Origin of the sequence: Dokdonella immobilis (genome assembly GCF_900115085.1) — a bacterium.
Lineage (GTDB): Bacteria > Pseudomonadota > Gammaproteobacteria > Xanthomonadales > Rhodanobacteraceae > Dokdonella > Dokdonella immobilis.
The window spans coordinates 32,608-50,600 of record NZ_FOVF01000035.1 but is presented as its reverse complement, the minus strand read 5'-3'; the positions used below and the strand labels follow the sequence as shown (position 1 = coordinate 50,600).

General features: G+C 66.0%; 12 protein-coding genes and 1 rRNA gene. 8 read left to right on the top strand and 5 right to left on the bottom strand.

Annotation, left to right across the window (positions count from 1 at the left end):
* Positions 1 to 127 precede the first annotated feature (127 nt).
* Positions 128 to 242, top strand: a 5S ribosomal RNA gene (rrf, locus tag BM125_RS17345).
* A gap of 389 nt (positions 243 to 631) precedes the next feature.
* Positions 632 to 1,540 carry an oxygen-dependent coproporphyrinogen oxidase gene (gene hemF, locus BM125_RS17340; protein ID WP_092410320.1) on the top strand — a complete coding sequence of 303 codons (909 nt, stop codon included), beginning with the start codon at positions 632 to 634 and terminating at the stop codon, positions 1,538 to 1,540.
* Positions 1,541 to 1,557: 17 nt separating this feature from the next.
* On the opposite strand, the gene BM125_RS20345 is transcribed toward hemF, so the two are convergent.
* On the bottom strand, positions 1,558 to 2,028 hold the full coding sequence (locus tag BM125_RS20345; RefSeq protein WP_175498168.1) for a DUF2782 domain-containing protein: 471 nt from the start codon (positions 2,026 to 2,028) through the stop codon (positions 1,558 to 1,560).
* 265 nt (positions 2,029 to 2,293) lie between these two features.
* Between BM125_RS20345 and polA the strand changes: the two genes are divergently transcribed.
* On the top strand, positions 2,294 to 5,059 hold the full coding sequence (gene polA / locus BM125_RS17330) for a DNA polymerase I (protein WP_092410316.1): 2,766 nt from the start codon (positions 2,294 to 2,296) through the stop codon (positions 5,057 to 5,059).
* 297 nt (positions 5,060 to 5,356) lie between these two features.
* Here polA and BM125_RS17325 read toward each other — a convergent pair whose 3' ends face one another.
* The 4 genes from BM125_RS17325 to BM125_RS17310 all read right to left on the bottom strand — a co-directional run bounded on the left by BM125_RS17325 (position 5,357) and on the right by BM125_RS17310 (position 12,077).
* The gene (locus BM125_RS17325; RefSeq protein ID WP_092410314.1) at positions 5,357 to 6,736 is read right to left on the bottom strand and encodes an AMP-binding protein; all 1,380 of its coding nucleotides are present in this window, start codon (positions 6,734 to 6,736) and stop codon (positions 5,357 to 5,359) included.
* Positions 6,737 to 6,910: 174 nt separating this feature from the next.
* Entirely contained in the window at positions 6,911 to 9,454 is a 2,544-nt protein-coding gene (locus tag BM125_RS17320) for a DNA topoisomerase I (RefSeq protein WP_092410313.1), read from the bottom strand.
* A 212-nt stretch (positions 9,455 to 9,666) separates the two neighbouring features.
* Positions 9,667 to 10,806, bottom strand: a complete 1,140-nt coding sequence (dprA, locus tag BM125_RS17315; protein WP_092410311.1) for a DNA-processing protein DprA — start codon at positions 10,804 to 10,806, stop codon at positions 9,667 to 9,669.
* A gap of 110 nt (positions 10,807 to 10,916) precedes the next feature.
* On the bottom strand, positions 10,917 to 12,077 hold the full coding sequence (locus BM125_RS17310) for a LysM peptidoglycan-binding domain-containing protein (protein WP_092410309.1): 1,161 nt from the start codon (positions 12,075 to 12,077) through the stop codon (positions 10,917 to 10,919).
* A 327-nt stretch (positions 12,078 to 12,404) separates the two neighbouring features.
* Between BM125_RS17310 and def the strand changes: the two genes are divergently transcribed.
* The 5 genes from def (at position 12,405) to BM125_RS17285 (ending at position 17,988) form a co-directional block, all read left to right on the top strand.
* Positions 12,405 to 12,920, top strand: a complete 516-nt coding sequence (gene def, locus BM125_RS17305) for a peptide deformylase (RefSeq protein ID WP_092410307.1) — start codon at positions 12,405 to 12,407, stop codon at positions 12,918 to 12,920.
* Positions 12,921 to 13,051: 131 nt separating this feature from the next.
* Positions 13,052 to 14,005, top strand: a complete 954-nt coding sequence (fmt, locus tag BM125_RS17300) for a methionyl-tRNA formyltransferase (protein ID WP_175498167.1) — start codon at positions 13,052 to 13,054, stop codon at positions 14,003 to 14,005.
* A complete protein-coding gene (gene rsmB / locus BM125_RS17295) occupies positions 14,002 to 15,324 on the top strand; it encodes a 16S rRNA (cytosine(967)-C(5))-methyltransferase RsmB (protein ID WP_175498166.1) in 1,323 nt (440 codons plus the stop codon). The genes fmt and rsmB overlap by 4 nt, the downstream gene beginning before the upstream one ends.
* Positions 15,299 to 15,850 carry a DUF4390 domain-containing protein gene (locus BM125_RS17290; RefSeq protein WP_092410305.1) on the top strand — a complete coding sequence of 184 codons (552 nt, stop codon included), beginning with the start codon at positions 15,299 to 15,301 and terminating at the stop codon, positions 15,848 to 15,850. Before rsmB ends, BM125_RS17290 begins: the two co-directional genes overlap by 26 nt.
* Positions 15,829 to 17,988, top strand: coding sequence for a sensor histidine kinase (locus BM125_RS17285; RefSeq protein ID WP_092410303.1), 2,160 nt, complete (start codon positions 15,829 to 15,831; stop codon positions 17,986 to 17,988). The genes BM125_RS17290 and BM125_RS17285 overlap by 22 nt, the downstream gene beginning before the upstream one ends.
* Positions 17,989 to 17,993 lie beyond the last annotated feature (5 nt).

Below are 17,993 nucleotides of genomic sequence, written 5' to 3'. Positions count from 1 at the left end.
TGGAGCTTTATAGAAAAGCTCAACACTACACGCCTCAGCAACACGAACACTCTCGAGCCAAAACGACTTATTACGTCCCAAGACCCCATGCGAGACTGGCGCACCCGTGCGCTGTCTCCACCGCTTGCTCAGCGAACATAGCGCTGTGGAACCACCCGATCCCATCCCGAACTCGGAAGTGAAACGCAGCTGCGCCGATGGTAGTGTGGCTCAAGCCATGCAAGAGTAGGTCATCGCTGAGCGCTTTATCCCAAACCCCGGCCCGCAAAGCCGGGGTTTTTTTATGCGCGCGAAACCCACCAGAGCACGACAAGCGGCGCAGCCCTCCTGGGCGCTGCCTGCGTCACGGCTTCGGTGTTGGTCAGCGCTCAGCGCTTTATCACAAACCCCATCCGAGCACTCGGGTGGGGTTTTTCTTTGTCCTCGTGCAGCCGGCGGCACAACAGCGCGAAGGGGTGCAGAAGGTGCCGCTTCGCTGAAGAATCGAAATGCATCGAGGACCAATCGCAGCCCGAAGACGAGGCCACTGAGGTTGCGGCGCGCATGGCGCCAACGGTGAAGTCGCTCGGGCCATTGCACAAGCGCAATCAGCTGGTAGTCTCGATGGTCCACCTCTAGCGATGCAGAACCCATGGCCGAACCGTCCGATCACCTGAGCGCCATTGAAACCTATCTGACTGGCCTGCAGGACAGGATCTGCGATTCGATCGAGGTGCTGGATGGCAGGGAACGCTTCAAGGAGGACGTGTGGACGCGCGCCGAGGGCGGCGGCGGAAGGACACGAATCCTCGCCAACGGCGATGTCTTCGAACAGGCCGGCATCGGCTTTTCCAGGGTATCGGGGAGCGCGCTACCGCCATCCGCATCCCAGCACCGCCCCGAGCTGGCCGGCCGCAGCTGGACCGCCCTGGGCGTTTCGCTGGTTTTCCATCCGTTGAATCCTTACGTGCCGACGACGCACATGAACGTACGCTTCTTTGAAGCCAGCGCGGAAGGGATGCAGCCGGTCTGGTGGTTCGGCGGCGGATTCGACCTCACGCCCTACTACCCGTTCGACGAGGACATTCGCCACTGGCATGACGTCGCAAGGGAAGTCTGTCAGCCGCTCGGTGACACGGCGTATCCGCGCTACAAGAAGTGGTGCGACGAATATTTCTTTCTCAGGCACCGCAACGAAACCCGCGGCGTCGGCGGCTTGTTCTATGATGACTTGCACGAAGGTGGATTCGAGCGGTGCTTTGCCTTCATGCAAGGCGTGGGTGATGGCTTCATGAAGGCTTACGCACCCATCGTCGAGCGCAGAAAAGCCACACCCTATACCGAGCGCGAACGCGAGTTCCAGCTCTATCGTCGCGGCCGCTACGTGGAGTTCAATCTCGTCTACGACCGCGGTACCCTGTTCGGATTGCAATCCGGCGGGCGCGCAGAATCCATCCTGATGAGTCTGCCGCCGCGCGTCCGCTACGAGTACGGTTACCAGCCGGAACCCGGTAGCGCCGAGTCGCGTCTAATTGAATATCTCAAGCCGAAGGACTGGTAGGCAGCGTCAGCTGCGTATCAGTTCCACTCGTAGATCGTGAAATAGACCGGCGCCACGGGTCCATCGAGGGGATCCTTGTCCAGCCGACCATCGCCATTCTGATCGACATAGATATGTTCCGGACCGCTGCGGGGACGAATCCGGACCATGCGCAGCTTTCCCTTTTCGCGATATTCGGTGATCGTGTCCGAACCCTCGGTACGCTCGGTCACCGAATCGCTGCTTGCTTCGATCTGGGCAGCAGTCCGCTCCTTGCTGCGCGAAGCCTTGTCGCGGACCGGGCGCGTGTCCGGCATGTTCGGCTTCAGGGTCTCGGTACCGGCCGTGGGCGTCGTCGCGGACTGGACGCCAGCCTCGTCGATTCCCGGTGGCGGTGGAGCGCTCTGGAACGCTGGTTTGGCATCCGTGGCAGGCTTGGGTTCTGCCGCCGCTGCGGGCGTCCCGAACATAACTCCTGCGACAACGGCAACGACCAAGAAACGGTTCATGGGAGGATCTCCTGATGTTCGGCCAAGCATAGCCCAGCTCGACTGTACGCATCTTGACCTCGTGATTCGTTGACCTTCATCAAGGCTGGAACATCCGCGGCCGCGCCGAGTGGCCGCGTCGACAACCGTTGCCGACGCCCGCGCGATGTCTCCTGCGCAGCCAGGGCGGAAGCGCACTCGGGGGGCCGAAGCCGAATCCCCTCGGCCGTTGCATTCCGGCCTTCCTCGGGCCAAGCTGCCCCGCCCGGACCAGCAATCCACGCACATGCAGACGCCGCGCAAACGTCTCGTCCTGATCGACGGGTCCTCCTACCTGTTTCGGGCCTTTCATGCCCTGCCGCCACTCAGCAACGCGGCCGGCGAGCCGACCGGGGCGCTTTTCGGCGTGGTCAACATGCTGCGCGCGACGTTGAAGGAGAAACCGGACTATGCGGCCTTCGTCAGCGACGCAAGCGGGCCGACCTTTCGCGACGAACTGTATGCCGAATACAAGGCCAACCGCGCGCCGACCCCCGAGGACCTGAAGGCCCAGGTCGACCCAATGCTGGCGATCGTGGCTGCCCTGGGCTTTCCGATTCTCAGGGTCGGTGGGGTCGAGGCGGACGACGTCATCGGCACCCTGGCACGTCAGGCCGAAGCGCACGATGTCGACGTCGTCATTTCCACGGGCGACAAGGATTTCGCCCAGCTCGTCTCGCCGCACATCTCGCTGGTCAACACCATGACGCGGACCACGATGGACCGCGACGGCGTGATCGAGAAATTCGGCGTGCCGCCGGAGCGCATCGTCGATTTCCTCGCGCTGACCGGAGACACCGTCGACAACGTGCCTGGCGTGCACAAGTGCGGACCGAAGACAGCGGCAAAATGGATCGCTGAGTACGGTTCACTGGACGAGGTGATCCGGCGTGCCGACGAGGTCGGCGGCAAGATCGGCGAAAACCTGCGCCAGGCACTGGCGCACCTGCCGCTTTCGCGCAGGCTGGTGACCATCAAGACCGACGTCGATCTCGATGTGGGCGCAACCGATCTTGCCCTGCGCGAGCCCGACGTGGAAACGCTCGCGGCGCTCTACCGTCGCTATGAATTCAACGCCGCCCTGAAGGACCTCGAGGGCAAATCCACCAGCCAGGCCTCCGCCCAGGAACCACAAGTCGAAGAACGATCCGCTGCGGGCGGAGCCGCCGCGGCCACAGGCTCGGCCGTGAAGACCCCGGCCGTGGCGGGTGTGTACGAAACGGTGCTCGACCGGGAGCGGCTCGCGCACTGGTTGCGACAGCTCGAGTCCGCCGATCTGATCTGCTTCGATACCGAAACCACATCGATCGATTCCATGCGCGCGGAGATCGTCGGCGTTTCCTTCTCGGTGGAGCCGGGTTCCGCAGCCTACATACCCTTGACCCATGACTATCCGGGCGCGCCGCAACAACTGGACCGGAATGAGGTGCTCGGTGCACTCAGGCCCCTGCTTGAGGACAAGGGCCGCGCCAAGCTGGCCCAGCACGCGAAATACGACGTCAATGTACTCTCGACCGCCGGGATTAAAGTCGCCGGGATTGCCCACGACACGATGCTGGAGTCCTACGTCCTCAATTCGACCGCTTCGCGCCACGACATGGATACGCTGGCCAGGCGGCACCTGGACTATCAGACCATCCACTTCGAGGACGTCGCCGGAAAGGGCGCCAAACAGATCCTGTTCTCGCAGGTCGACCTCGAGACGGCGACCCGCTATGCGGCCGAGGATGCCGATATCACCTTGCGCCTGCACCATGCGCTGTGGCCGCAGCTCGAAGCCGAGCCGAAACTCGCTTCGGTCTATCGGGACATTGAAATCCCGCTGATTCCCGTGCTCGCCCGCATGGAGCAGACGGGCGTTCTCGTCGATGTCGGCGCATTGCGCATCCAGGGCCGTGAACTGGCCCATCGCATGCAAGAGCTGACCACGCAGGCGCATCAAGTCGCCGGGCGCAACTTCAGCCTCGATTCGCCAAAGCAGCTCCAGGCATTGCTCTTCGATGAACTGAAGCTGCCGGTGGTCATGAAGACGCCCAAGGGGCAGCCTTCGACCAATGAGGAAGCCCTCGAAGCGATCGCCGATGCCCACGAACTGCCGCGACTGATCCTCGAATACCGCGGCCTGGCCAAGCTGCGCTCGACCTATACCGAAAAGCTGGCGGAAATCGTCAATCCGCGCACCGGACGCGTGCACACCAGCTATCACCAGGCCACCGCCGCAACCGGGCGTCTTTCATCGTCGGATCCCAACCTGCAGAACATTCCGGTGCGTACCGAGGAAGGCCGGCGGATTCGCCAGGCCTTCATCGCCCCGCCCGGGTACCGGATCCTCGCCGCCGACTATTCGCAGATCGAGCTTCGGATCATGGCGCATCTGTCGGGTGATGCCGGGCTGCTGGCCGCTTTCCACGGCGACCAGGACATCCACCGCAGCACGGCGGCGGAGGTCTTCTCGGTTCCGTTAGCCGATGTCGATGCGCATCAACGACGCGCCGCAAAGGCGATCAATTTCGGTCTCATGTATGGCATGAGCGCGTTTGGACTGGCCCGCCAGCTCGGCATTGGCCGCGGCGAGGCGCAGGACTACATCGCTCGCTACTTCAATCGCTATCCGGGCGTACGCGAGTTCATGGACAGGGTCCGCGAAAAGGCCCATCAGGATGGCTATGTCGAAACCGTGTTCGGACGCCGCCTCTACCTGGACAGCATTGGCTCACGCAACCAGGCGCAGCGCGCCGGAGCCGAGCGTGCAGCCATCAACGCGCCGATGCAGGGCACCGCCGCCGACATCATCAAGCGCGCGATGATCGCAGTCGACCACTGGCTGTCGGATCGCGCGGGAGAAGCCCGGATGCTCATGCAGGTTCACGACGAACTGGTTTTCGAAGTGCGCCAGGACTGCGTGGAAGCCATTCGCGACGGGGTCCGCGAACGCATGGCCGGAGCCGCCGCGCTCGATGTTCCACTGGTCGTCGATATCGGCGTGGGCGCCAACTGGGATGAAGCCCATTGAGCACTCTGGCCTGGCGGTGCCAGAAAGGTGAATAGCGGCTAAACGTTCCCGGAAATATTTTTCGGACGGCGAAACTTATCCCTGCCAACCCGCGTCTTATTATCCGGGTGCACGCAACGGCACCCCCGGATCCACCCACCTCCCTGGCTGGATCCCCCGGAGATCGGTCCCTCCCCAGACCGGTTTTCGAACCCCGCCCCGAGGGCTCCCCCTGGCCCTCGGGGCATTTTATTGCTCGAAATTCCCCGCCGGCGCGCTGAAGCGTGATGGCGCCCTTTCAATAAGCTTCAGATATTCCTAGAAATTCTTCACTGCCGCCAGCAATGCCGCTCGCGGCAGCTTGCCGGTCTCATTGCGCGGCAGGGCATCGACCAGGCGCAAGGGCCGCGGCAGGAAGAGCGGGTCGATGGCGTGGCGCAATTCGGCAAGCAGGCTCCGTTCACTGCGCCCGGGCGCCACCGCGAGCGCGGCGATCCGCTGGATCGGCGAACCGGATTCAGCCTCGAGTTGAAACACGACCGCATCCCTGACTCCGTCCAGGGCCAGCAGACGACGGGTCAGGTCGCCCAGTGAAGCGCGCTTGCCGGCAATTTCGAGCAGATCGGCATTGCGCCCGCACAACCTGAAGCGTCCCTCAGGCAGCACTTCGACGATATCCTGCAGCGACACCGCCTGATGCAGGTGGCGGGCATTGACCAGTGTGCCGTCGGGTTGCGACTGCAGCGAGACGCCCTCGTGCAATGTCCAGTCGGAATCCCTGGCTGTACGGCGTTGGGCAATGACGCAGGTTTCTGTAGACCCGAACATCTCGATCAGTGGGGCGCCCAGACGCGCCTCCGCCTGTGCAGCGAGGTCGGCCGAGAGCGGCGCGGTTGCCGAGACGATGGCAGCGAGCGGAGGCAATTCGACGGCGTCGTGCAGGATCGCGCGCAAATGGACAGGCGTCGTCACCAACACCCGCGGTGCCGGAATCTGTTCGAGTGCCCGGGCGATGTCGGCGGGAAAGAACGGTCGCCCGGAATGAACGGCGAACGGCCCGAACAGCGGCAACAGGACCGACAACTCCATGCCGTACATGTGCTGTGCCGGCACGGTGGCAACGACGTGCGCAATGTTTCCTGGTTCGAGCGCCAGCGCAGCGCACAATACGTGGCTGTTCAAGCGGCTGCCGATCCTGAAGCCCTCCCAGGTCTTTGCATTGGGCTTGGGCAATCCGGTGCTGCCGGAAGTGAATCCGATGACTGCGATGTCTGTCGGCACTACCGCGCAGGGTTCCGCAGCGTGCCGCGCGGGGCTGCCGTCGAGTCGCGGCAGGCGAACGACATGCTCTCCGATCTCGCAGGTGGCGGAGTCGCCGAGCACGCACGCGCCGGCATGGGCCGACTGCACGTCGGCGATGGCCTGGCGGGCCCGCGACGAAGGCAGCAAGGTGGCACGTCCGAGCGATGCCGCCGCGCACAACGCGGCCGTGAAGACATAGCGATCATCACAGAGGTTGATGGCGCTGCCCGCGCCGGGCAACAGCGGACGCAGCTGACGGACATCGGCCAGAAATTCGGCGACGCTGACAGGACGGCCCTCGCGCCATGCGAATACGCGGCCGGGATCCTCGCTCTCAAGTAGCGCGAACGCGCCGGAACGATCGTCCCGCTTGCCGGGCTCGATGACTGCAGACATGCTCCTCCCTCAAACCCTGATCAAATCCCCGGTGATAGCGTCGCGTATCGGCGTCGGCCGCTCAAGTCCCCCGAGCGCGCCCGCGAGCTTCGTTCATGATGCCGCTGGCATTGGCTCCTGCCCCGGCGAGGCCGCCACGCAGCGCGATGGCGGTTCACGCAACGATCCCGGGCATCAGTTGTCGACGCTGGATGCCGCCGCCGTGGTGGCCTTCTTCGCCACCTTCCCCGCCGAGGCCGACTTCGAGGCCGTCTTCTTGGTCGGTGACTTTTTCGCAGCCGACTTCTTCGTCGCGGTCTTCTTGCCCGTCGCTTTCTTCGCCGCAGCTTTCTTCACGGCCTTTTTCGCAGCGGGCTTGGCGGCTGCCGTCGTATCGGCGGTCTTCTTGCCGGCCTGCTTGCCCTTGGCGCCCTTGCCGAAGCCGCGCTTGGGCCGGAACGGCGCGGCGGCCAGCAATTCCACGCACTCGGCTTCGCTCAGGCTCTTCGGCTCGCGATCCTTCGGGATCCGCGCGTTCTTGTCGCCATCGGTGATGTAGGCGCCGTAACGCCCGTTCAGAACCTGGATGCCATTGCCGAAGTCCTGGATGATCCGGTTGGCCAGGGCTTCGGCCTTGGCCCGGACCAGCTCGAGGGCGCGCGGCAGCTCGATCGTGTACGGATCGTCTTCCTTGGTCAGCGACGCATAGGTCGAACCGATCTTGACGAACGGTCCGAAGCGGCCGATGCCGACGGTAATGTCTTCGCCTTCGTCCGAGGTACCGAGCGTGCGCGGCAGCTTGAACAGCTCGAGCGCTTCCTCGGCGGTGATCGTGTGCATGCTCTGGCCGGGGCGCAGGCTCGCGAACTTCGGCTTCTCCTCGTCTTCCTTGGTGCCGATCTGGGCGAACGGTCCGTAACGCCCGAGCCTGACCGAAAGCGGCTTGCCCGATACCGGATCGACGCCGAGCACGCGACTGCCGCTGGCCTCGGACTTGTCGACGGTCTCGATCTTCTCGTCGATCTGCGCCTTGAACGGCTTCCAGAACCGGCTCAGCAAGGGCACCCAGTCCTCCTCGCCGCGACTCACCGCATCGAGCTCGTCCTCGAGCTTGGCGGTGAAGTCGTAGTCGACGTAGCGGGCGAAGTGGCCGGCCAGGAACCGGCCCACGGCGCGCCCGACATCGGTCGGCTTGAAGCGACGGCTGTCGAGGATCACGTATTCGCGATTGAGCAGGACCTGGATGATGCTGGCGTAGGTCGACGGCCGGCCGATGCCGTATTCCTCGAGGGCCTTGACCAGGCTGGCCTCGGAGAAGCGTGGCGGCGGTTCGGTGAAGTGCTGGTCGGCGAGGATGTCGCGCAGCGGGACGGCCTCGCCGACCTTCATCAATGGCAGCTTGCGCGCGTCGTCCTCGTCGTCCGCCGACTTCTGGTCACGACCTTCCTCATAGACGGCGAGGAAGCCCGGGTCGATGACCGTGGTGCCGGTGGCGCGGAACGCCGCATCGGGCCCACACGGAAAATCCACCGAAACCGTATTCAGGGTGGCATGCTGCATCTGGCAGGCGACCGTGCGCTTCCAGATCAGTTCGTAGAGCCTGGCGTGATCGGGCGAGAGAAACGCGGCGACGCGCTTCGGCGTCAGCGCGGCCGAGGTCGGGCGGATCGCTTCATGCGCTTCCTGCGCGTTCTTCGATTTCGATTTGTAGACGTTGGCCTGTTCGGGCAGCGCCTGCCGGCCGAATTCGCGCGCGATGACCTCGCGCAGTTCGCCGATCGCTTCCTCGGATATCGAGGTCGAGTCGGTTCGCATGTAGGTGATCAGGCCAACCACGCCCTCGTCGCCGATGGCGATGCCCTCGTAGAGCTGCTGGGCCAGGCGCATGGTCCGGCTGGTCGCGAAGCCGAGCTTGCGCGCCGCTTCCTGCTGCAGGGTCGAGGTCGTGAACGGCGCCGACGGGCGCCGCTTGCGTTCCTTCGACTGCACCTCGCCAACGACCAGGCGCCCCTGTGCCGCCTTGTACAGGGCGTTGCGGGCGGCGTGCGCGTCGGCGCTGTTGGTCAGGTCGAACTGTTCGAATTTCTTGTTGTTGAGCTTGAGCAGGCGTGCCTTGAAGGCCTGGTCCGGATGCGCGAGGTCGGCTTCGATCGTCCAGTATTCGCGCGGGATGAAGGCCTCGATCTCCTCTTCGCGCTCGACGATCATGCGCAGCGCCGGCGACTGCACGCGTCCTGCCGAGAGACCGCGCTGGACCTTGCGCCAGAGCACCGGAGAAAGGTTGAAGCCGACCAGATAGTCGAGGGCGCGGCGGGCCTGCTGTGCGTTGACGAGCTCCATCGAAAGCTGGCGCGGGTGGGCGACCGCTTCCTTGATCGCCCGCGGCGTGATCTCGGAAAAGACCACCCGGTGCACGGCCTTGTTGTCGAGCAACTTCTTCTGCCGCAGGATTTCGGCGATATGCCAGGAGATCGCCTCGCCTTCGCGATCAAGGTCGGTTGCCAGATACAGCGAATCGGCCTGCTTGATGGCCTTGACGATCGCATCGACATGCTTGGTGTTCTTGTCGATGAGGTCGTAGTTCATCGCGAAATCGCGGTCTGGATCGACGGCGCCCTCTTTCGGCACCAGATCGCGCACATGGCCGTAGGAAGCGAGGACCTGGAAGTCCTTGCCGAGGTACTTGTTGATCGTCTTGGCCTTGGCGGGCGATTCGACGATAAGCAGGTTTTTGGCCATGGTGTGGTCCTATGCGCCGGGAATGGCCGGCGCCAAGCAGGCTGCCGATCCGCACTGGACCGGCAGGGAAGAGTCGTGAATTGCCTATTCAGCAGGACACACGTGTTTACGGGCTGTCAAGCCCGAGGGGGGCGCACTATACCCAATCCGGCATGATCGCGAATCGCGACGACAGCGCTGACGGCCGTCCCTGTAACGGAGCGGCCTCCGCTTCATGCGCGGGGTATCCGCGTGTATTTCCCGCCTCGACCGAGACTGACATCGCCCTCCAGTTCGAGCACGAGGAGCATGGACGAGAGCGCGGAGACAGCGAGTCCGGTCCGTTCGGCCAGCTCGTCTAGCGTGGATTCGTCGTGCCCGAGCGCTTGCAGCAGGCGCAGGTAGTCCGGATCGCGGGCGCCTGCCGCGGCCACCGCAGGCCCAGAGTCGCCTTTTGCGTCGGCCGCCCCAGGCGCGCTTTCGATGCGCTCGCGCAAGCGGTCGCCGAGGCCGGCCGCCAGCGCCGACAGCTCCACGATGATCTCCTCGGCCGACTCGGTCAGGCGTGCCCCGTCACGGATCAGCTGATGGCAGCCCCGTGCCAGCGGATTGTTGATCGAGCCCGGGATCGCGAACACGTCGCGCCCCTGCTCGCTGGCGCAACGGGCGGTGATCAGCGAACCCGAGCGCAAGCCGGCCTCCACCACGAGCGTGCCGAGCGCGAGGCCGGAAATGATCCGGTTGCGGCGCGGAAAGTGCTCAGGCTTGGCCGCCGTACCGGGCGGGAATTCGCTGACCAGGGCGCCATTGGCGGCGATGCGTGCGGCCAGTGCCCGATGCTTGCGCGGGTAGACCAGGTCGGCTCCCGTGCCGAGCACCGCAATGGTCCGCGCATCGGCCTCGAGGGCAGCCAGGTGCGCTGCCCCATCGATGCCATCGGCCATGCCGCTGGTGATCGTGAAACCGGCGGCGGCCAGCGCGCGCGCAAAGCGGCGGCACAGGGCAAGCCCGTGCTCGCTGGCGCTGCGGCTTCCGACAATGGCGACCTGGGGCATCCAGAGCAGGGTCGGATCACCGTCGACGAACAGGGCTGCGGGCGCGCCGGGAACTTCGCGCAGCAGGGACGGGTAGTCCGGATCGTCCCAACCGAGAAGATGATGGTTGGCCTGGTCCAGCCACTCCAGGTCGGCCTCGACCCGGGCCGGATCCGGTGCGTCGAGCCAACGCCGCGCCTCGGCGTCGAGCTCGCGCGGGCTGTCGCCGCGACGCAGGGCTTCGAGGGCAGCCGCGGCGCTGCCGTGGCGTGCGACCGCGGTGCGCAGCGTGGCGGGGCCGATCGTAGGGGTTCGCAACAGGGTCAGCCAGGCATCCATGGCCCGAGTTCGCTTCCGTGTGGTCATGGGGCCCAGTCTAAGCGATGCGCCAACGAAAACGGCGCGATGGAGGCCACCGCGCCGTTCGGGTTCAGCCGATCAGGGCGAGATCAGGGCGTGCTGTCAGGATCATGCATGAAGTCGCCGAGCTGGACCGGCCGCACGCTGTCCATGACCAGGCCATAGCTGACCCGCTTGAAGGTCCGGAAGACCATCACATGGCCGATGAATTCCGGCGGCAGGGTGACCTTGGCGTTCTTTGGATGGAAGAAGGCCCGGCTCTTGCCCTCCGGATAGTCGGTATCGTCGTGGACGGTCTCGCCATCGGTGTAGATCGAGTAGGTCGTGCCGTTGTCGACACCGTCTTCGCTGCCGCGCGACAGGGCGACGACCTGCAGCGGACCGACCGCAGCCAGTGCATCGGTGAACGCGATGACCCGCATGTTGCTGTCCGGCGCCTGCGCCGGCGGATGCGGGACGAACTGGTCGTCGTATGGCGTCAGGTCGAGCGGCAGGATGTAATCGCCCTCGCGGACCTCGAAGTCCGAATAGGTCACCAGGGCCGAAGCCGGGCTGCCGGTGCGGGTGACCTGGATCGTGCCGAACTCGAGCACTTCGTAACCGAGGAAGCGGACCCGGCCCTTGAAGCTCCATTCATGCGGGCCGTGGCGCCAGAGCAGTTTCTGGCGGCCGTCGCGACCGTCGCGCTCCTGGCGGTAGGTCTCGCGGACCTCGCCTTCCTTGCGCGGCGGCATGTCGTAATAGCGTCCGAGCGGGCGCACGATGGCGAACTGGTCGCCGACCGCGGCATCCAGGCCGCGGATGTAGACCAGTTGCCCGGTGACACCGCGCAGCCGGTTTTCCTCGATCGCGACCACGTGCGGCGCGTTGCGGATGACGTCCTCGTCGACGACCTTGCTGTTCTTCAGGAACTGCTTGATGTCGGACAGGGGAATCGGCTTGACCGCGTCGGCCAGCGAAGTCGCACGGATATGGGGTCCGATCGAGCCGTCGCCGTGGGTCACGCCATCGCCGGACAGGACCAGCTCGTCGCCCGGGTAGATCAGGTGCGGATTGCGCACCTTCTGGTTGAGCTGCCAGATCTCCGGCCAGTGCCAGGGCTTGATCAGGAATTTCGCGGAGATGCTCCACAACGTATCGCCTTTCTTGACGATGTAACGCTGCGGTGCGTTCTGCGCCCACTCGGTTGCGGCAAAAACCGAAACGGTGAGAAGGAGTCCGGCAGAAATCGAAAGTAGTTTTTTAAGCATGGCTGCCAATTACCTGATTCCCCTATGGCTTTGCCGAGTGTATAGGAAAGTTTAACCTGAGAAAACGACCGACCCGCGGAAACCGGAACCTCGTCGCAAACCGCGCTGGCAGGGCCCTGGCGGGCCAGACCGGGGCAAAACCGGACTATCCGCCGTCCCCGACCGGCCTTTCCGCTGCCCCCAGCCCATTCGCCGGACCCCGAAAAATCGCCTGAAGGCCCTGAAACGCGTAGACTTTCCTCCCCGTGACCGGCTTGTCTGCGCCCGTTCAGGCCCCAGATTGTCGATACCCATGGCGCGCCAGACGCGCAAACCCGGATCTTTGCCATGACACTCCTCAATATTCTCGAATTCCCCGACCCGCGCCTGCGCACCCAGGCGCAGCCGGTCACCCAGTTCGACGCTGCCCTGAAGCAACTCTCCGAGGACATGCTCGAAACGATGTATGCGGCTCCCGGCATCGGCCTGGCGGCCTCGCAGGTGGATCGGCACATCCAGATGCTGGTGCTCGACGTTTCCGAGGAGAAGAATGCGCCGATGACGATCGTCAATCCGCGCATCATCGAGCGCGCCGGCAGCCAGACCTGCCAGGAAGGCTGTCTCTCGGTGCCCGGCATCTTTGCCGACGTCGATCGTGCGGACCGGATCCGCGTCGCCGCCCAGGACGTCACCGGCCAGGCCATCGAGATCGAGGCCGAAGGCCTGCTCGCGGTCTGCATCCAGCACGAGATGGATCACCTGATCGGCAAGCTGTTCGTCGATTACCTGTCCCCGCTCAAGCGCGACATGGTGCGCAAGAAGCTCGAAAAGCAACGCCGCCATGCCGAATCGGCGGTGGCCTGAGGCCTGCCGCCGGAGCGGACCCAACCGCTGCCCGCACCTTGCAGGCGCCCGGCAGACGCAAACCGACGCTCTGCCCGCCAGCGGAATCCGTGGGTCCTGATCGCCATCCTTGACTGAAGCCGAGAACTCCGATGTCCGAGCGCCTGCGCCTGGTGTTTGCGGGAACGCCAGATTTCGCCGTGCCCAGTTTGCGAGCCTGCCTCGCCGCCGAATGCGACGTGGTTGCGGTCTACACGCAGCCCGATCGCCCCTCCGGCCGCGGGCGCAAGTTGAACCCGAGTGCGGTCAAGCAGGCGGCAGTCGCCGCCGGAGTTCCGGTCGAACAGCCTGACTCGCTGCGGTCCGCCGAGGCCCGTCGGCGCCTGGCCGAGTGGCAGCCGCATCTGCTCGTGGTCGTCGCCTATGGCTTGATCCTGCCGCGGACGGTTCTTGCCCTGCCGCGCCATGGATGCTGGAACGTGCATGCCTCGTTGCTGCCGCGCTGGCGCGGGGCGGCACCGATCCAGCGCGCGATCCTGGCCGGCGACAGCGAAACCGGCGTCGACCTGATGCAGATGGAGGCCGGGCTCGACACCGGTCCGATCCTGCTCGAGCGACGCACCCCGATCGGCGCGGACGAAACCGGTGGCAGCCTGCATGACCGGCTCTCCGTCCTCGGTGCCGATGCGCTCGGCGAAGGGCTGCGGCGCCTTGCCAACGGCACGCTGCCGGATCCGGTCGCGCAGTCCGAGCAGGGCATCGTCTACGCACACAAGCTCGAAAAAGGCGAAGCGCTGCTCGACTGGAACGCGGCGGCGATCGACCTCGAGCGCAAGGTTCGGGCGTTCGACCCGTGGCCGGTCGCGGAAGCGCGGATTGGCGGCGAGCGCCTGCGCATCTGGTCGGCCCAGGCCCTGCCCGCAGCCGGCAACGAAGCGGCCGGCACGATCCTCGCCGCAAGCAACGCGGGTCTCGATGTGCGTTGTGGCGAAGGCCTGCTGCGGATCACCGAAATGCAGCGCGACGGCGGCCGGCGCATCGGCGTTCGCGACTGGCTCAACGCCCGTCCCGAGCTGGCGGCGCGCCTGCCCGGAAGCCGCGCGTGAATGGCGCGAGCGACCACGCCGGAGCGGCCATCCGCGCGGACGCGGCGCGCGTCCTTGCCCGCATCGTGTACGACGGCGTCTCGTTGCGCGCGGCGTTCGATGCACGCGCCGCGCGCAACGCCGACCCGCGCGATCGCGCCTTGCTCTCGGCCACACTGTTTTCAGCGTCGCGCTGGTGGTTGCGATTCGATGCGGTCCTGGGTCGCCTGCTCGAGCGCGCGTTGCCGCCCAAGGCGCGCGAGGTCCACAGCCTGCTCGTCCTCGGCTTCGTCCAGATCGAAGTCATGGGCATGCCCGACTACGCCGTGGTCGCGGCCTGCGTCGACGCAGCACGCCTGCTTGGCCAGCCGCGCCACGCCGGTCTGGTCAACGCGGTGCTGCGCCGGTTCCTGCGCGAGCGGGCCGCTTTGCTGGCCGAGGTCGATCTCGATCCGGCGATCCGGCACGCCCATCCGCGCTGGCTGATCGAGCGCATCCGCAACGACTGGCCGCGCGATCTCGAGGCCATCCTCGACGCCAACAACCAGGAGGCGCCCCTGACCCTGCGCGTCAACCGTCGCCGCGCGAACCGGGAGGACCTGCGCGATCGTCTGGCCGCTGCCGGTGTCGAGGTTATATTGCCAGCACACCTCGCCGACGGCCTGGTTCTGGCCGAGAGCACCGATGTCAGTCGCCTGCCGGGCTATGCCGAGGGCCACTTCTCGGTCCAGGATGGCGCCGCCCAGCAGGTCGTCGAGTGCCTCGAACTGGAGGACGGCCAGCGCGTCCTCGATGCCTGCGCGGCCCCTGGCGGCAAGGCCTCGCACATGCTCGAGCGTGCCGACGTCGAACTCACGGCGCTCGATGCCGATGGCCGTCGGGTGCCGCGAATTCGCGAAAACCTCATGCGTCTCGGCCTCGAGGCCAACGTCGTCGAAGGCGATGCCGCGCGACCCGCCAGTTGGTGGGATGGTCGACCCTTCGATCGCATCCTGCTCGATGCGCCGTGCTCGGCAACCGGCATCATCCGGCGCCAGCCCGACATCAAGCTGCATCGCCGGGCCGGCGACATCGGTCCGCTTGCCGCACTCCAGGCAAGACTTGGAGCCGCGCTGTGGCCTATGCTCGCTCCCGGCGGAAAACTCCTGTACGCCACCTGTTCGCTGCTGCGCGCCGAAAACGAGGCCGTACTGGCCGGATTGCTCGATGCCAACGCCGATGCCCGTGCGCTGCCCTTGCCGGAGCGATTCGGACGCGTCGCGGGTGCCGGCCGGCAGAATCTTCCGGGCAACAAGGGGATGGACGGTTTCTTTTATGCGCTTGTGGAAAAAGCTCCTTAGCGTCCCGGTTGCAATCGGCCTGCTCGGTGGCTGCGATGCGCTGCGCGAACAGGCACCCGGCACGCTGCGGGTGCGCGACGCGCGCCTGGTCGCGGCCGCCACCGGACCGCGCCTCGAGGTCGATCTCGATTGCCGCTTCAACGGGCCGATCAGCGATGCACTGGAACACGGCATTCCGATCACCCTCAACATGGGCCTCACCGCAGACGGCGGCCGCGGCACGCTGAGCAACCGGCGCCAGGTCGAATTGCGCTACTTCCCGCTGACCCGCCGATACCAGCTGCGCGACAGCGCCAGCGGCGAGCTGCGCAGCTTTCCGGCGTCCGCCTATCTGACCGATGCGCTGGCCAGTCTGCGCCTGCCGCTGCCACGCGGATTTGCCGATCTTCCGCCGGGCACGCGCCTGCGGCTCGAGATCGGACTCGATCATGCGGCGTTGCCGGGCGCCCTGCGTCTTCCTGCCATGCTCGAACCGGCCTGGCGCCTCGAGGCCCCGGAGTACGCGTGGACCGTCACGGCTGGCTGACCCTGCTCGGGCGGCGTCTGCTGCCGGCGGCGGCGGTGCTGGCCTTGCTGGCCGCATCGCTGAAGCTGGCCGAGCAGGCGGCCGGCGGCAGCGGCGGATTCGTCGATGCCTATCGCTGGGTTCTCGGCGCGGCGGTGCTGGCTCTGGTGATCCTGCTCGCCCTGATCGGCCAGCGGCTCTGGCGCCTGCGCCGGGATCTCGCCCGCGATGCGCCGGGCGCGCGCCTGAGCAGGCGGCTCTTGCTGACCCTGGTCCTGCTCGCCGTGCCGCCGGTGGTCGTCGTCTACGGATTTGCCCTGCGCTTCATCAATGCCACCGTCGACAGCTGGTTCGACGTCAACCTCGAGCGCGCCCTTGATGACGCCCTCGACGTCGGGCGTATCGTGATCGACGAACACCTGCGCAAGGACGAGGCCGGCAGCGTCGAACTGGCCGATGAACTGGTCAGCGTGTTCGACGCAAGCCTGCAATCCACGCTCGATCGCGAGATCGATGCGCTTGGCGCGATTCAACTGAGCGTGTTCGACGTCGATCGCCGCGTGCTGGCCCTTGCCAGTTCCGACCCGCGCTACCTCGAACCGCTGTTCCCGGATTCAAGCACCCTGATGCGGGTCGCCGGTGAAGACCGCTTTGCCGCCGCCGAACCGCTGGGCGAGACCCTGCTGATCCGCGTCGTCGTTCCGGTCGGTGCAGCGACCGGGGGTGGCAAGCGGCGCCTGTTGCAGGGCCTCTTTCCGCTACCCGAGCGGCTGCAGCCCCTGGTCAGCGACATCGAGAACGCCAGCTTCGATTTCCAGCGGCTGAAGTATCTGCGCGGGTCGCTGAAGCTGACCTTCGGCCTGATCCTGACCTTCGTCCTCTTGCTCTCGGTGCTGTTCGCCGTGCTCGCCGCGTTCGGCGTCTCGCGACGCCTGCTGGCACCGGTCGGCCGCCTGATCCATGCGACCCGTGCGGTCGGTGCCGGCCGTTTCGACACGCCGCTGCCGGTCGGCAGCAACGACGAACTCGGCCAGCTCGTGAGTGCCTTCAGTCAGATGACCCGCGAACTCGAGCTGGCCGGAACGCGCGCGCGGCGCAGCGCGCAGGAGATCGAGACCCAGCGCGCCTGGCTCGGCGCGGTCCTCGAACGCCTTTCGGCCGGCGTGCTCGGCTTCGACCAGCAGGGCGTCCTGCGCGTGGCCAATCGCGCGGCCGAAGCGATCCTCGGCATTCCGCTCGGCAGTTACGGCGGACGTACCCTGGCCGACGTCCGGCGCGAGCGTCCCGAACTGGCTGCCATCGTCGATCCGTTGGCCCGGCACATGCGCGAAGGCCTGCGCGAGTGGCGCGAGGAAGTGGTCATCGATGCCGGCGACGGGCGCCGCGTGCTCATGCTGCGCGGGGCCGCGCTGCCCGGCGAAGGCGGCTTCGTGGCCGTGTTCGACGACCTGACCGTGCTCAATAGCGCCCAGCGCGATGCGGCCTGGGGTGAGGTCGCGAGGCGCCTCGCCCACGAGGTGAAGAATCCCCTGACGCCGATCCAGCTCTCCGCCGAACGCCTGCGCCGGCGCTTCATCGGGCGCCTGCCGACCGATGACAGCGAACTGCTCGATCGTGCCACCAGCACCATCATCAGCCAGGTCGAGGCGCTCAAGTCGATGGTCAATGCCTTCGGCGACTACGCCCGACCGCCGCAGCTGACGACGCGGCCGGTGGCCCTGCATGCACTGATCGGCGAAGTGCTCGATCTCTACGCCAACGACCAGCGCCTGAGCCTGACCCGCCAGTTCGTCGAGGGCGACCCGATGGTCAAGGTCGACGCCGTGCGCCTGCGTCAGGCCATGCACAACCTGCTCAAGAACGCGCTCGAAGCGATCGGCGACCAACGCAAGCCGCAGATCGTCGTGGCGACCCAGATCGTACGCAGCGGCGACAGCACCTGGGTCGACATCACGGTTTCCGACAATGGCCCGGGCCTGCCCGAAGCCTTCGGCGAACGCTGGTTCGAGCCGTACACGTCGAGCAAGGCGCGCGGTACCGGCCTCGGCCTCGCCGTGGTCAAGAAGATCGCCGAAGAACATGGCGGCAGCGTGCGCGCCAATGCCCGCGAGGGCGGCGGCGCCGAATTCACCCTGCGCCTGCCGCTGGAGTCGCCGTGACCCCA

What these genes read in the sequence shown, in the direction of transcription:
- BM125_RS17290 (WP_092410305.1), top strand. Translation starts at nt 15,299, where the DNA reads ATGCGCTTGTGGAAAAAGCTCCTTAGCGTCCCGGTTGCAATCGGCCTG.
- BM125_RS17310 (WP_092410309.1), bottom strand. Translation starts at nt 12,077, where the DNA reads ATGCTTAAAAAACTACTTTCGATTTCTGCCGGACTCCTTCTCACCGTT.
- BM125_RS20345 (WP_175498168.1), bottom strand. Translation starts at nt 2,028, where the DNA reads ATGAACCGTTTCTTGGTCGTTGCCGTTGTCGCAGGAGTTATGTTCGGG.
- hemF (WP_092410320.1), top strand. Translation starts at nt 632, where the DNA reads ATGGCCGAACCGTCCGATCACCTGAGCGCCATTGAAACCTATCTGACT.
- BM125_RS17325 (WP_092410314.1), bottom strand. Translation starts at nt 6,736, where the DNA reads ATGTCTGCAGTCATCGAGCCCGGCAAGCGGGACGATCGTTCCGGCGCG.
- BM125_RS17320 (WP_092410313.1), bottom strand. Translation starts at nt 9,454, where the DNA reads ATGGCCAAAAACCTGCTTATCGTCGAATCGCCCGCCAAGGCCAAGACG.
- dprA (WP_092410311.1), bottom strand. Translation starts at nt 10,806, where the DNA reads ATGGATGCCTGGCTGACCCTGTTGCGAACCCCTACGATCGGCCCCGCC.
- fmt (WP_175498167.1), top strand. Translation starts at nt 13,052, where the DNA reads ATGTCCGAGCGCCTGCGCCTGGTGTTTGCGGGAACGCCAGATTTCGCC.
- def (WP_092410307.1), top strand. Translation starts at nt 12,405, where the DNA reads ATGACACTCCTCAATATTCTCGAATTCCCCGACCCGCGCCTGCGCACC.
- polA (WP_092410316.1), top strand. Translation starts at nt 2,294, where the DNA reads ATGCAGACGCCGCGCAAACGTCTCGTCCTGATCGACGGGTCCTCCTAC.